Raw genomic sequence first — 13,591 nt, 5'->3', positions numbered from 1 at the left:
AGAGGATTGACCCCGCATGACCAATCACAGCATCAGCAAGCGTGCCCTCGGCTGGATCGCCGTCACCGGAGCCGTCGTCGCCGTCCCGCTCGGACTGAGCACCGGCACCGCCTCCGCCGCTTCCCACAACTGGGACGGCGTCGCCCAGTGCGAGAGCGGCGGCAACTGGGGAATCAACACCGGAAACGGCTACTACGGCGGCCTGCAGTTCTCGCAGAGCACCTGGGAGGCCAACGGCGGCACCGGCTCGGCATCGAACGCCAGCAAGGCCGAGCAGGTCCGCGTCGCCGAGAATGTTCTCGCGACCCAGGGCCAGGGTGCATGGCCGGTGTGCGGTCAGTACCTGTCCACCGGTGGCGGCGACGTCGCCGAGGCTCCGGCCCCCGCTCCGGAGCCCACCCCGGCTCCCGCCCCCGCCGCTCCGGCTCAGGTTCAGGCACCCGCCCCGGTCCAGCCCGCCGCACAGCAGGCGCTCGACGCCGCGCGTCAGGTCGCCGAGCAGAACGGCTACGGACAGCAGTTCCAGCAGCTGGTGGACACCAACCCGCAGTTGGTCGACGCACTGCGCTGATCTTCCGCTCGCACGACGAGGCCCTGCCATCCGGTTCGGATGACAGGGCCTCGTTCTGCCTGCGGCTGAAGCGCCTCTACTTCGGGATCGCCTCGTACGCGGCGACCGCCTTCTGGACGCGAGCAAGCGCTGCGCCGTAGGCCGCGAAGTCACCGCTGCGCTGCGCCGACGTCAACGCGTCGAGCGACGCGTCCAACTCCGCCACGGCCGCCGAGACATCCGTGCCGGACGGCGGTGTCGCCGGGGCGGTCGGCGCCGGTGCCGCACCCTGATCGACCGGCGGCGTGGTGCCGGACTCCGGGGGCGTCCCTTCTTCCGCACTGGGTGCCGTCGCCACCGAGCCCGTGCCGGCACCGAACACCTGGTCGAGCGCCTGCGCCAACGTCGGGGCGTACCCGACACGCACACTGTTACTCGGCGGTGGCTCGCGGTAGCTCACGAGCACTCGGGACAGCTGCGGGAACGTCGACGTGTTCGGGCCCGTCGAACTTCGCTCCGTATACATCGGTTCGACATAGAGGATGCCGCCGTCCGCGATCGGCAAGGTCAGCAGGTTGCCGTACTGAATCTTGTTCGATCTCTCGAGCAGGGTTCGCTCCGATGCCACCCGAGGATCCGAGATCATCGAGTTCTGCGTCTGCTGCGGGCCCTGGGTCTGCGTGTCCGTCGGCAACTGGAGCACCGTGAACTTGCCGTAATTCTCCGGATCCGACTTCACCGACAGATATGCGGACAGGAACTCGCGACTGTAACCCACCATCGCACTGGTCAGATTGAACGACGGTTTCCCGGTCTCGGGATCACCGACCAGCACGTAGTACGGCGGCTGGTTCGCGCTCGTGTCGATCGTGGGGTCGCTCGGCACCGACCAGAACGCGTTGTTGGTGAAGAATTCCTTCGGATCGTCCACGTGGTACTTGGCGAGCATCTCGCGCTGCACCTTGAACAGGTCCTCGGGATAGCGGAAGTGCGCACGCAGTTCGTCGGGAATCGAATCCGCCGGCTGAACCGCATCCGGGAAGACACCCATCCACGCATCGAGCACCGGATCGTTCTGGTCCACCTGGTAGAGCTTCACGGTGCCGTCGTACGCGTCGACGGTGGCCTTCACCGAGTTGCGGATGTAGGACACCTCCTTACGGGGCAGCAGGCGGCCGGTGTTCTGGTCGATGCTGTCCTCGACGAGTCCGTCGAGCGAACTGCGCTGGGCGTACGGGTAGTCCTGCAGGGTGGTGTAGGCGTCCACGATCCACACGACCTTGCCGTCGACGACGGCCGGGTACGAGTCGCCGTCCGCGGTCAGCCACGGGGCGACGTGCGTGACACGGTCCCGTGGGTCCCGGTTGTAGATGATCTTGGAATCCGAACCGATGGCACCGGAGAACAGGATGTTGCGCTCGGTGTACTTGGCCGCGAACGCCAGCCGGTTGAACCAGTTGCCGATCGGCACACCACCCGAACCGGTGTACGTGTAGCGCGAGGTGTCGGTGTCGTACTCCCGCGGATCCGAGCCTTGGGATCCGCCGACGATCGCGTAGTCGGCGTCCGTGTCGGCGATGACCTCGCCGTAATAGATGCGCGGCTGCTCGACCGGGATGACCTGGTTACCCGCCTCCTGCGAGGCGATGTCACTGACCATGTAGACGGGGTAACCGCTGTTGCTGTTCGCGGCTTCCTCGGCGGACTCGCCGGCAGCGGCGTTCACCCGGTTCGCGGGGGCCGCGACCAGTCCGTTGCCGTGCGTGTAGACAGTGTGCTTGTTGATCCAGTCCGTCTGGTTGCCCGTCAGGCTCTTGGACGACAACTCGCGGGCCGCGACGATGTAGTCACGCAACTGCCCGTCGATGTCGTACCGGTCGATGTCGAGCGTCGGCGGGAACCCGTAGAAGTTCTTCAACTGCTGCTGCTGGGTGAACGTCCGCGACAGGATGTTCGGATCGAGTAGTCGCGTGTTCTCGATGGTCGTGACGTCGGCGGGCACGTCCCGCGGCGGCTTCGTTCCGTACCCCTGATAGTCCTGGTACTCGACCTTGTCGTCGGTGATGCCGTACGCCTGCCGCGTGGCGGCGATGTTCCGCTCGATGTACGCGCTCTCCTTGTCGGCTGCGTTGGGACGCACCGAGAACTGCTCGACCACGAGCGGCCACACGGCGCCGACCAGGATCGAGGAGAGCACGAGAAGCGCTGTCGCCATTGCGGGAATCCGCAGATCGCGGAGGAAGATCGCCGCGAAGAACGCGCCCGCGCAGATGACCGCGATGGCCAGCAGGATCAACTTCGCCTGCAACACCGCATTCATGTCGGTGTAGCTACCACCGGTGAACGTGGGTTCCTTGCGGCTGCTCGACAGCAGCGAGTAACGGTCGAACCAGTACGCGACGGCCTTGAGAAGAATGAACGTTCCCGCGAGCACCGCCAACTGGACTCGCGCCGCATTGGTCAGTGCCCCGCCCCGGCCCGCCAGCTTCAGCCCGCCGAAGATGTAGTGAGTCACCAGGCTCGCGAAGAACGCCAGCAGAACCGCGACGAACAGCCAGTTGAGGACGAACCGGTAGAACGGCAGATCGAACGTGTAGAAGCCGACGTCGAGGCCGAATTCGGGATCGGCGACGCCGAACGCGCCGCCGTTGACGAACAACTGCACCGTCACCCAGCTGGACTGGGCGATCAGCCCGGCGAGCAGTCCCACCGCGATCGGAATGGCCAGGCCGAACAGGCGCAGCCGAGTCATCACAGTGGTTCGGTACCGCGCCACCGGATCGTTGGGACCCGACACCGGGACGAACACCGGCCGTGAACGGTAGGCGAGCAGCAGTGCCAGCCAGACGATTCCGCCGACCACGACCCCGACTACGAGGAAGAGGAGCAGACGGGTGACGAGGACCGTGGTGAAGACACCACGGAATCCGACCTCACCGAACCACAACCAGTCCGTGTAGGTACTGATGAGCCGAGGGCCCACCAGCAACAGGGCAGCGACGACAAGCGCCAGCACCAGCAGCACTCGGCTGCGTTTGGACAACGACGGTAAACCTGCGGGGGGCCGCATGCCCACGTGCCACACTCCAAGAACTCGGCGACGCTGTCGCGCCGCGATCAACTGCACCGTTCGTTCGTCCACACCCGAACAGCACGGGCGTGACCGTTTCGTCCCACTCTACGTAACAACCGAGAGATGCGGCCGTCGGTCCTGTTCCGGGGGTGCGAAGATGGGTCTCGTGAGTGAAGAGAATGTGAACCGAGAGACGGACGCCCTCGCCCGCTGTGTGCGCGAGGTGGTCGAATTCGTCGATGCCGGAGGGTGGGATCAGCCGCCCCAGATGTTCGCACTCGTCCCGACCGAACTGCTCGCGGCCGCCGAACCGAGCCTGCTCGACCAACTCGCCGACGGCGCGGAATTGACCCCGGTGGAACAGGATCCGTTCCCCGACGACATCGACGGCGGGTCACGCGCACTCGACGAGTTCCTCGCCACCACCAGCTGGCCGGAGTCCGTGGTGGGGTGCGCACTCGTTCAGGAGATCGTCGTTCTGCCGCCCGAGGCGGAGTCCGATCTCGACGACGCGCTCGTCCCCCTGCTGTCCGATCGCGACGCCGCCGACGACGCCGCGCGGGCAGCGGCCGAGTCGCATCCCGACCGCCGGTCCGCCCGGTTGATCGCCGCCGTGCTGCGCGACGGACCGTCGTTGTGCCTGATGCAGTTGCGCCCCGACGAGGACGCCGACCCGTACGCCGGGATCGAACTTCTCACCTACGAGGATCTGGCACCGAATCTCATCAGCGCGTTGTACGCCACCCTCGACGCGACCGAGGAGGACTGACCGCTCAGCAGTGCGGCGCGTCCGCTCCGGTATCGATGGCCTCGAGCGCATCGACGGCTCCGTCGAGGTTCTCGACCTTCACCAGCCGGAGCCCGTCGGGCGCACCCTGGCGTGCCTCGTCGCAGTTCTTCGCCGGCACGAGGAACGTCTCGGCGCCTGCCTCCTCCGCGGCGATCAACTTGTACTTGATGCCGCCGATGGGCCCGACGTCGCCGTCGGAGTCGATCGTGCCGGTGCCGGCGACGAACTTGCCGCCGTTGAGTTCGCCCGGGCTGAGTTTGTCGATCACGGCGAGGGTGAACATGAGACCTGCCGAGGGGCCGCCCACGTCGGCGAGGTTGAAGTCGATCGTGAACGGGACGTCCGGGATCTCCTCGGGAGTGATCCCCAGGTAGCCCTTGGACTCGTCGTCCGGCCGTGCGCCGAGCACCACCCGCACCGTCGTCTCGGCGCCGTCGCGCCGGATCACGATCGGCACCTCCGTGTTCGGGGGCACATCGGCCACCGCCGCCTGCACGCCACCGACCGTCGACACCGGCTTTCCGTCGACACTCACCAGCACGTCGCCCTCGCGCAGCAGTCCCTGGGAGGGGCCGTCCTCACCGACCTTGGCGATCCGCAGGTCCACCGGCTTGCCCAGGAAATGGAGTGCCGCGAGTTCCGCGCTGTCCTCCGACTGCTGGAAGTCGGCGTCGTTCTCCTGCTTGACCTCGTCCTTCGACTTGTCCGGCGGGTAGACCTCCTCGCGGGGGACGATGCCCTGGCGCCCACTGGCCCACAATCCGAACGCTTCGAACACGTTGAGGTCGTCGCGCACGGCGACCGTCGTCATGTTGAGGTGGCCGGTGGTGTCGTCGACCTCCGTTCCCTCGACGGCGACGACTTCCTCACCACCTACTTCGCCGAGTGTGTTGAACGTGGGTCCCGGCCCGAGGGCCACGTACGGCACCGTGATCACCGTGCCGAGAATTCCGAGTACCACGATCGGGGCCAGCGCAGCCAGAAGCGTCACGATCCGTCGATTCACCTGGACCAGCGTAGAGCGCGAACCCGCGGACACGACTGTCGGCCGTCCGCGTGTTCGCCGTCAGCGTGACGAGGTGGACAGCCACGGAACCATGCGCCTTGTACCGTTGAGTCATGAGCAATCCGCCCTTCGGCTTCTCCAAACCCGACGACGATCCCGATCGTGACAAGAACACGGGGGATCAGAACGGGCCCGACCGCGACAAGAACGCGGGCGGTTCCGACGACTTCGGTTTCGGGGCGGGTGGTTTCCCCGCCGGGGGCTTCGATCCGGCCTCCCTCGGTCAGATGCTGACCCAGTTCGGCCAGATGCTGAGCGGGATGGGCACGTCGATGGGGTCTGGTGAGCAGACCGGCCCGGTCAACTACGAGATCGCGAAGAAACTCGCGCGCCAGCAGATGGGGTCCGTCGCACCCATCACGCAGGGCAACTCCGAGGCGATCGCCGATGCCTCACGGCTCGCGGAACTGTGGCTCGACGCCGCGACGACGCTGCCGGCGGGCGCGACGAAGACCGTCGCGTGGACGCCCAACGACTGGCTCGACAACACCCTCGACACCTGGAAGCGGCTGTGCGACCCCGTCGCGGAGAAGGTGTCCGGCATGTGGGTGCAGGGGCTGCCAGAGGAAGCGCAGCAGATGGCCGGGCCGATGATCGGCATGATGAGCCAGATGGGTGGCCTCGCCTTCGGCTCCCAGCTCGGCCAGGCCCTGGGCCAGCTGTCGAAGGAGGTGCTGACCTCCACCGACATCGGTCTCCCCCTCGGTCCGGCAGGCACGGGCGCACTGCTTCCCGCCGCGGTGGAGCGGTTCAGCAAGGGGCTCGAACAGCCCGACCGCGAGATCCTCGTGTTCCTCGCCGCGCGTGAGGCCGCCTACCAGCGCCTGTACAGCCACGTTCCGTGGCTGCGTCAGCGTCTCCTCGCCACCGTCGAGGAATACGCCCGCGGCATCACGATGGACTTCTCGGCCATCGAGGACATGGCGAAGGGACTCGACCCGTCCGCGCTGACCGATCCGTCGCAGCTCGAGAACATCCTGCAGCAGGGTGCGTTCGAACCGCAGACCACGCCCGAGCAGAAGCAGGCGCTCGAGCGACTCGAGACGCTGCTCGCCCTCATCGAGGGCTGGGTCGAGGTCGTCGTCGCGTCGGCGCTGAACGACCGCCTCCCCGGCGTCGCGGCCCTGAGCGAGACGCTGCGCCGCAGGCGTGCGACCGGCGGACCCGCCGAACAGACGTTCGCGACGCTGGTCGGACTCGAACTGCGTCCCCGCAAGGTCCGGGAGGCCGCGCAGCTGTGGACTCGCCTCACGTCCGAGTCGACCGTCGACGCCCGTGACGGTGTGTGGGCCCACCCCGACCTGTTGCCCGACTCGTCCGATCTCGACAGCCCGGATGCGTTCGTCGAACGTGTGCTCGGAGGCGGCGACGGCGGCGACTTCGACAATCCGATGGCGCAACTGGAGGCGACCGAGGCCCGCGAGCGGGCCGAGGAGGCCGAACGCGGCAAGTCCGGCAAGGACGACGAGCCCGAGTCCTGACCTGCTGATCCCACCACTTTGCAATAACGGGAAATCCACAGGTCGAAGTACGTTTCGGCCTGTGGACAACTCGCGTTTTCGGCGCTGAGGCCCGGTCGTGGCCTGCGATCCTCAGCGTGTGACCATCCAGCCCACACCCCACGTCGGTGTCACTCTCGATCCCCGGATCGCCGTACTCGTCCGCCCCGACGGGCGGGTGCAGTTCGGCTGGGATCCCGAGCGCGCTCTCGTACTCGCCCCGCCTCCCGGGGTCCGCACCGAGCAACTCCTCGCCGTCGTCCGGCTTCTCGACGGCAAGAATTCGCGGCCGCACATCCTGTGGGCTGCCGTCGGGTACGGCCTGGCGCCCACCGACGTGTCGAAGCTTCTCGGCGACCTCGACCGGGCGGGTCTGATCGATGTCGCCGGCACATCTCCCGTCGCGGACACGGTCACGATCCGCGTGCACGGGCGCGGACCGCTGTCGGATGCGGTGTCGGCCGGGCTCACGGACGGCGGCATTCGGGTCTCCCGCTCCTTCCGCTATTCCGCCGACGGCGACGTCCGGCGGTGGAACGCCCTGTGCGTCGTGCTCGCGGACGATCTGGTGGCCGAACCTCGGCTCGTCGCGGATCTGGTCCAGAACGGGATACCGCACCTGCAGGTCCGGCTGCGTGACGGCCGCGGTGTGGTCGGCCCGCTCGTGCTCCCGGGCCACACCAGTTGCCTGCGGTGCGCCGATCTCCTCCGTGCCGCGTACGACGAGGACTGGCCGCACCTGTCCGCTCAGCTCCTCGGGACGGTCGGGCACGCGAGCCCCGCCGTCATCATGGCCACGGCCGCAGTCGCCCTCGGCCAGCTCGAGGCCGTCTTGGCCGCCCCGCGAGGCGCGCCGCCCAGCAGTCTCGACGCGACGCTCGAGATCGATCTCGGCGCGCACCGGCTGGTGACCCGGCGCTGGCCGCGGCAGGCGAGCTGCAGCTGCACGTACCTGGCACCCGCTGTGGGCGAATCGAACCGCCTTCGGTCATGATGCATGATGGTGGGGTGTCCGACATCCCCCGCAGGAGTTCCGCCCGCACCGCCAAACTCGCGAGCATCCCGTTGGGGATCGCGGGGCGTGCTGCGATGGGCTTCGGCCGGAAGCTGACCGGCGGCGACAAGGACGAGATCGACGCCCAGCTGAGCGCGAAGGCGGCCGAGCAATTGTTCGCGGTCCTCGGCGAACTCAAGGGCGGCGCCATGAAACTCGGGCAGGCGCTCAGCGTCATGGAGGCGGCGATCCCCGAGGAGTTCGCGGAGCCGTACCGTGAATCGCTGAACAAGCTGCAGGCGCAGGCGCCTCCCCTGCCCGCGCGGGCCGTCCACAGAATGCTCGACCAGCAGCTGGGCACCAAGTGGCGTGACCGGTTCCAGTCGTTCGACGACACCCCGACCGCATCGGCCAGCATCGGCCAGGTACACCGCGCGGTGTGGGCCGACGGTCGCGACGTGGCCGTCAAGGTTCAGTACCCCGGCGCGGACGAGGCCCTGCGCGCCGACCTGAAGACTCTCGGCCGGTTCGCGGGACTGTTCGCCTCGGTCATGCCCGGCGTCGACGTGCGCCCGGTCATCGACGAGTTCACGGCCCGCACCGAGGAAGAGCTCGACTACCGGATCGAGGCGAACAATCAGCGCCGCTTCGCCAAGGTGTACGACGGGGATCCGCAGTTCGCGATTCCGCACGTGGTCGCCAGTGCCCCCAAGGTGGTGGTCACCGAATGGATGTCGGCGAAGCCGCTGTCGGCCATCATCGCCGACGGCACCCCCGAGGAACGCAACACCGCGGGCGCACTGCTCGCGGAGTTCCACTTCGCCTCACCCACCCGCGTCGGCCTGCTCCACTGCGACCCGCATCCGGGTAACTTCATGCTGCACAGCGACGGCCGCCTCGGTGTCATCGATTTCGGTGCCGCGGCGCCGTTTCCGCACGGGCTCCCCCCGGTGCTCGGGTCCATGGTCCGGCTGGCGCTCCACGAGCAGTTCGACGAACTGACGGAGTTGCTGCACGCCAACGGATTCGTCCTGCCCGGCCGAACGGTCACCGACAAGGAGATCGCGGACTACCTGCGTCCCGTCACCGACCCGATCCGCACCGAATCGTTCCACTTCACCCGCGCCTGGCTGCAGAAGGCCGCGGGTTCCGCGACCGACTTCAACAGTGCGCAGTTCCGGACGGCCCGGGCACTGAATCTGCCCGCCGAGTATCTGATGATCTTCCGGGTTCTCGTCGGCTCGGTGGGAATCTGCGCTCAGCTGGACGCATACGCGCCGTACATGGAGATCCTCACGCGGTGGCTCCCCGGGTTCGCCGACCCCGCTCCCGAGGACGAAGACACCGTCTGAGCCCGAAGACACAGAACGGGCGTTCGCCCGGCCCACTCGTGTGAGTGGCCGGGCGAACGCCCGAATCCCCCGCCCCGTACCGGTTTCTACGCACAGACCAGAGTCTGCGTCTTGCGTGGACGTCCCCGGGGACGCTTGCGTGCGATCACGACGCCCTGGTCGAAGATCTCCCCACCCCACACGCCCCACGGCTCACCCCGATCGAGGGCCGCGTCGAGGCAGCGGGAGCGGATCGGGCAGGACGCGCACAGCGCCTTCGCCTGTTCCAGCTCGGTGGGAGAGTCCGCAAACCACAGGTCGGGATCATCGACCCGGCAGGGCAGGTCACCACGCGCGGACACTATCTGAACAAATCCGCTTGTGGCGGTTGAGGTTTCGGATACCCCTCGGCATGTCACGGTAGACACGTCCTTCTCCTCTGCTCTCATTGCGACGGTCAATCTCTTCGGTTCGATGAAGTGGGTGCGAACCAGAGCCGAGGCTGCGAGCGGGAAAAGTGCTCGAACTACAAAGGCCACGGTCCGCGATGCGGGTCCGTGGCCTTGAAAAGACGGTGGGAGTTGATCTACCGAGGAATTCCTCGACAACTCCGATACACGGACTCGACTGCTGCTGCGGGACGACGACGGGCTGCCGACCAGACAATCGCCGGTGCCGTTTCCGCCGCGTTCATGCCGAACAGCGCGGAGGCAGCACCGACTGCCGTCTCATGTGCTTGGAACTTCGTCATTTCACTGCCACCTCCATTTCTTCTCGATCCGATGTGAACCACACGGGTCTCCCCGCGCACTGAAACCACAGTAGGCAATTCTCCAGAACCGCACAACCTATTTTTGACCTGCAGTGATGCGCACTACTCCCCTGCCGCGTGGGAGTCGTTCAGAGACTACCGCTTCCCTTGATCACACCGAGGACGTCCTCGCCGAACTGCTCGAGCTTCTTCGCACCGATCCCGGGGATCGCGACGAGCCCGCGATCGTCCTGCGGCCGCTGCTCGGCGAGAGCCGTCAACGTGTTGTCGCTGAACACCACGTACGCCGGAACCTTCAGCTCCCGCGACTTCTCGAGACGCCACGACCGCAGCGATTCGAGCAGTTCCACGTCGACATTGGACGGGCACCCCTCGCAGCGACCGAGCATGGTCGAGGTCGTCCCGATCAGCTGTTTTCCGCACAGCCGGCACCGTGGACGCTTCTTGTTGCTCTTGACGGGCGCCGCGATCCGCGAGGCCGGTGAATCTTCGGGGATGAGTCCGTGCAGGAATCGCGAACGGCGCCGCGACTTGCGGCCGCCCTCGTTCCGGGACAGTGCCCACGACATCTGCAGGTGCTCCCGGGCGCGGGTCACGCCGACGTACAGCAACCGGCGTTCCTCCTCGACGGCCGCCTCGTCCGGTGCCGAGTTGGAGTCGCCGAGCACGTGCTGGATGGGCAGCGTTCCGTCGGTGAGCCCGACGAGGAACACGGCGTCCCACTCGAGCCCCTTGGCGGCGTGCAGGGATGCGAGTGTCACACCCTGCACGACGGGTGGATGCCGCGCCTCGGCCCGCAGACTCAGTTCGCGCAACAGCGCGTCGAGGGTCAACTCCGGATCCTGGGTCAGCTGTTCCTCGGTGAGCGCGACCAGCGCCGACAGCGACGACCACCGTTCGCGAGCCTGCGCACCCGCCGGTTCCGCGTCGGTCAGCCCCAGCGGAGCGAGGACGGCGCGGACGAGCGTGACCAGGTCGGCGCCGACCGCATCCGGCAGGTCGTCACGACCAGCGGCCTGGCGCAGCGCCGCCACGGCCTGACGCACCTCGGTGCGGGTGAAGAATCCCTCACCTCCCCGGACCTGGTACGGGATGTCGAGTTTCGTCAGCGCCTGCTCATGTACCTCGGACTGGGCGTTGATCCGGTACAGGACCGCGATCTCCGCGGCCGGAGTGCCGAAGGCGATGAGCCGCTTGATCGTGCGCGCCACCCCGGCTGCCTCGGCCGGCTCGTCGTCGAACTCGACGAAACTCGGCTCCGGCCCGGAGTCGCGTTGCCCGATCAGCTGCAGGCGGGTGCCCGCGATCCTGCCGCGGGCCGCTCCGATCACCCGGTTCGCCATCGACACGACCTCGGGGGTCGAACGGTAGTCGCGCTCGAGACGCACGACGGTGGCCTCCGGGAACCGGCGCGAGAAGTCAAGCAGGTAGTTGGGTGTGGCGCCGGTGAACGAATAGATGGTCTGGTTGGCGTCACCGACGACGGTGAGGTCGTCCCGCTCCCCGAGCCAGGCGTCGAGGACTCGCTGCTGCAGCGGAGTGACGTCCTGGTACTCGTCCACGACGAAGCACCGGTACCGGTCGCGGAACTCCTCGGCGACAGCGGAATGCTCCTCGAGCGCCGCCGCCGTGTGGAGCAGGAGATCGTCGAAATCGAGCAGCATCCCGTCCTGGCCGCGGGCCTTCAGCTGCTCGTAGCCGTGATATACCTCGGCGACCTTCGCGGCGTCGACCGGCGCCTCCCGGCGCAACTTCGCCACCGCGCGCGGGTAGTCCTCCGGCGCGATCAGCGAGGCCTTGGCCCATTCGATCTCGCTCGCCAGGTCGCGGACGCTCTCTGTGCTGGTGGACAGTCCGACCCGTCCGGCGGCGGACGACACGACCGCGAACTTGCGGTCCAGCAGCCGCCACTCCGTGTCGCCGATCACCTGCGGCCAGAAGTACCTCAGCTGCCGCAGCGCGGCGGCGTGGAACGTGCGCGCCTGAACCTGCGCTCCCCCGTCGCCGATCCCCAGGCTGCGCAGCCGGCCACGCATCTCGCCTGCCGCGCGAGCCGTGAACGTCACCGCCAGCACCTGCCCCGCGGCGACGTGCCCACTGGCCACGAGGTGCGCGATACGCCGGGTGATGGTCCGGGTCTTCCCTGTTCCGGCCCCCGCCAGCACACACACCGGACCCCGGGGAGCGAGTACCGCTGCGGACTGTTCGGGATCGAGACCGGTACTCGTCACCTCTGCTGCGCCGGCTGCTGACATGGCGTCCATCATGACAGGGGCAACCGACACGGCGCGAAGCGGACGAACACCGCAGTGGGAACACACGACGGAGTCGTGGTGTTATATCCGCCGTGACTGCTACCGACACCCCCGCCCTGACCATCTACTCCACCACCTGGTGCGGCTACTGCCGGCGCCTGAAGACGCAGCTGGACGAATCCGGCATCGGCTACATGGAGATCGACATCGAGGACGATCCGGCATCGGCGGAGTTCGTCGGCAGCGTCAACGGCGGCAACCACGTGGTCCCCACCGTCAAGTTCGCCGACGGCAGCACCGCGACCAACCCGTCGTTGTCGCAGGTCAAGAAGCTCCTCGGCGTCTAGGACTCCGTCGCTGCTCCCGCCCAGGACTCGATGATTCCGCGCGCGATGGAAATCGAGCCGGGGAGCAGCAGCGGGGCGTCGGTGTCCGACGCCCAGTCGCCGAGTTCCAGTGCCGTGCGCACCTCGTCCCGAGTGAACCACCGGGCCTCGGCGATCTCGCCGTCCGCGAACGTCAGCGGGGCGTCGGGATCGCCGACGGCCGCGAACCCGATCATCACCGAACGGGGAAACGGCCACGGCTGGCTGCCGAGGTAGCGCACGTCACGGACGTCGACCCCCACTTCTTCCTTGATCTCCCGGACGACGCACGTTTCGAGCGATTCACCGGCCTCGACGAATCCGGCCAGGATCGAGAACCGCCGCGCCGGCCACGTGGGCTGCCGGGCCAGCAGGACGCGATCTCCGCCGTCGTGCACGAGGCAGATGACCGCCGGATCGGTGCGGGGAAATTCCTCGTGCCCGGTGCTCGTCGAGATCCGCGACCATCCCGACATCGTCGGCTCCGACGGCGCGCCGTCGAGCGCACTGAAGCCTGCGCTGTCGTGCCAGTTGAGCATCGCGAGGGCCCCGGTGAGTACCCCGGCGTCCGCGTCGTCCAGCGTCCCGCCCAGCATCCGGAGATCGGCCAGCTCACCGGTCAGCGCCTGCACCCGCACCGCCCACACGTGCCGATCCTTGCGGATGCCGAGGAAGACCGCCCCCCGTTGCGGCTCGGGGCCGAGTTCGGTGGCGTCCGCGAACACCAGGCCGTCGTCGCCCACCCGCACCTGTCCGCGGTGATTGACGCGCAGTAGCAGCGCATCCCGCCAGCCCGCTCGCAGCGCGTCCGTGTCCGAACGCAATTCCTCGGCCCGCCCGACGGCGGAGCGGGACAGGAGCGGGGTGTCGTTCAGCCGGAATGCAGTCACGCCGTC

At 67.7% G+C, this 13,591-nt stretch carries 11 protein-coding genes; 6 read left to right on the top strand and 5 right to left on the bottom strand.

Annotated elements, in window-relative coordinates:
• Positions 1 to 16: 16 nt before the first annotated feature.
• Entirely contained in the window at positions 17 to 571 is a 555-nt protein-coding gene (locus tag CJ177_RS05255) for a transglycosylase family protein (protein ID WP_005240188.1), read from the top strand.
• Between the two features lie 76 nt (positions 572 to 647).
• On the opposite strand, the gene CJ177_RS05250 is transcribed toward CJ177_RS05255, so the two are convergent.
• Positions 648 to 3,626, bottom strand: coding sequence for a UPF0182 family protein (locus tag CJ177_RS05250; protein WP_025432310.1), 2,979 nt, complete (start codon positions 3,624 to 3,626; stop codon positions 648 to 650).
• Between the two features lie 154 nt (positions 3,627 to 3,780).
• On the opposite strand from CJ177_RS05250, the gene CJ177_RS05245 reads away from it, so the two are divergent.
• A complete protein-coding gene (locus CJ177_RS05245; protein WP_005240184.1) occupies positions 3,781 to 4,392 on the top strand; it encodes a PPA1309 family protein in 612 nt (203 codons plus the stop codon).
• A gap of 4 nt (positions 4,393 to 4,396) precedes the next feature.
• Here the strand turns inward: CJ177_RS05245 and CJ177_RS05240 are convergent, their stop codons facing one another.
• Positions 4,397 to 5,419, bottom strand: coding sequence for a PDZ domain-containing protein (locus CJ177_RS05240; protein ID WP_179443156.1), 1,023 nt, complete (start codon positions 5,417 to 5,419; stop codon positions 4,397 to 4,399).
• A 113-nt stretch (positions 5,420 to 5,532) separates the two neighbouring features.
• On the opposite strand from CJ177_RS05240, the gene CJ177_RS05235 reads away from it, so the two are divergent.
• The 3 genes from CJ177_RS05235 (at position 5,533) to CJ177_RS05225 (ending at position 9,324) form a co-directional block, all read left to right on the top strand.
• The gene (locus CJ177_RS05235; protein ID WP_005240179.1) at positions 5,533 to 6,960 is read left to right on the top strand and encodes a zinc-dependent metalloprotease; all 1,428 of its coding nucleotides are present in this window, start codon (positions 5,533 to 5,535) and stop codon (positions 6,958 to 6,960) included.
• A gap of 118 nt (positions 6,961 to 7,078) precedes the next feature.
• Positions 7,079 to 7,972 carry a hypothetical protein gene (locus CJ177_RS05230; RefSeq protein WP_095867456.1) on the top strand — a complete coding sequence of 298 codons (894 nt, stop codon included), beginning with the start codon at positions 7,079 to 7,081 and terminating at the stop codon, positions 7,970 to 7,972.
• Positions 7,969 to 9,324, top strand: coding sequence for an AarF/ABC1/UbiB kinase family protein (locus tag CJ177_RS05225; protein ID WP_005564833.1), 1,356 nt, complete (start codon positions 7,969 to 7,971; stop codon positions 9,322 to 9,324). The genes CJ177_RS05230 and CJ177_RS05225 overlap by 4 nt, the downstream gene beginning before the upstream one ends.
• Positions 9,325 to 9,410: 86 nt before the next feature.
• On the opposite strand, the gene CJ177_RS05220 is transcribed toward CJ177_RS05225, so the two are convergent.
• Positions 9,411 to 9,752, bottom strand: coding sequence for a WhiB family transcriptional regulator (locus CJ177_RS05220; protein WP_016883149.1), 342 nt, complete (start codon positions 9,750 to 9,752; stop codon positions 9,411 to 9,413).
• A gap of 451 nt (positions 9,753 to 10,203) precedes the next feature.
• Entirely contained in the window at positions 10,204 to 12,342 is a 2,139-nt protein-coding gene (locus tag CJ177_RS05210) for an ATP-dependent DNA helicase UvrD2 (RefSeq protein WP_095867371.1), read from the bottom strand.
• Positions 12,343 to 12,422: 80 nt separating this feature from the next.
• On the opposite strand from CJ177_RS05210, the gene CJ177_RS05205 reads away from it, so the two are divergent.
• On the top strand, positions 12,423 to 12,677 hold the full coding sequence (locus tag CJ177_RS05205) for a mycoredoxin (protein WP_005240166.1): 255 nt from the start codon (positions 12,423 to 12,425) through the stop codon (positions 12,675 to 12,677).
• On the opposite strand, the gene nudC is transcribed toward CJ177_RS05205, so the two are convergent.
• Entirely contained in the window at positions 12,674 to 13,585 is a 912-nt protein-coding gene (nudC, locus tag CJ177_RS05200; RefSeq protein WP_005240164.1) for an NAD(+) diphosphatase, read from the bottom strand. The genes CJ177_RS05205 and nudC overlap by 4 nt on opposite strands.
• Between the last annotated feature and the right edge of the window lie 6 nt (positions 13,586 to 13,591).

The organism is Rhodococcus sp. ACPA1, assembly GCF_002300195.1.
In the GTDB taxonomy this organism is placed as follows: Bacteria; Actinomycetota; Actinomycetes; order Mycobacteriales; family Mycobacteriaceae; genus Rhodococcus_F; species Rhodococcus_F opacus.
The sequence above is the reverse complement of the archived record's forward strand: the minus strand, read 5'-3'. Positions and strand labels throughout refer to the sequence as shown.

Coding starts and splice junctions, on each gene's coding strand:
- CJ177_RS05210 (WP_095867371.1), bottom strand. CDS start 12,342: ATGATGGACGCCATGTCAGCAGCCGGCGCAGCAGAGGTGACGAGTACC.
- CJ177_RS05225 (WP_005564833.1), top strand. CDS start 7,969: ATGATGCATGATGGTGGGGTGTCCGACATCCCCCGCAGGAGTTCCGCC.
- CJ177_RS05245 (WP_005240184.1), top strand. CDS start 3,781: ATGGGTCTCGTGAGTGAAGAGAATGTGAACCGAGAGACGGACGCCCTC.
- CJ177_RS05235 (WP_005240179.1), top strand. CDS start 5,533: ATGAGCAATCCGCCCTTCGGCTTCTCCAAACCCGACGACGATCCCGAT.
- CJ177_RS05220 (WP_016883149.1), bottom strand. CDS start 9,752: ATGAGAGCAGAGGAGAAGGACGTGTCTACCGTGACATGCCGAGGGGTA.
- CJ177_RS05255 (WP_005240188.1), top strand. CDS start 17: ATGACCAATCACAGCATCAGCAAGCGTGCCCTCGGCTGGATCGCCGTC.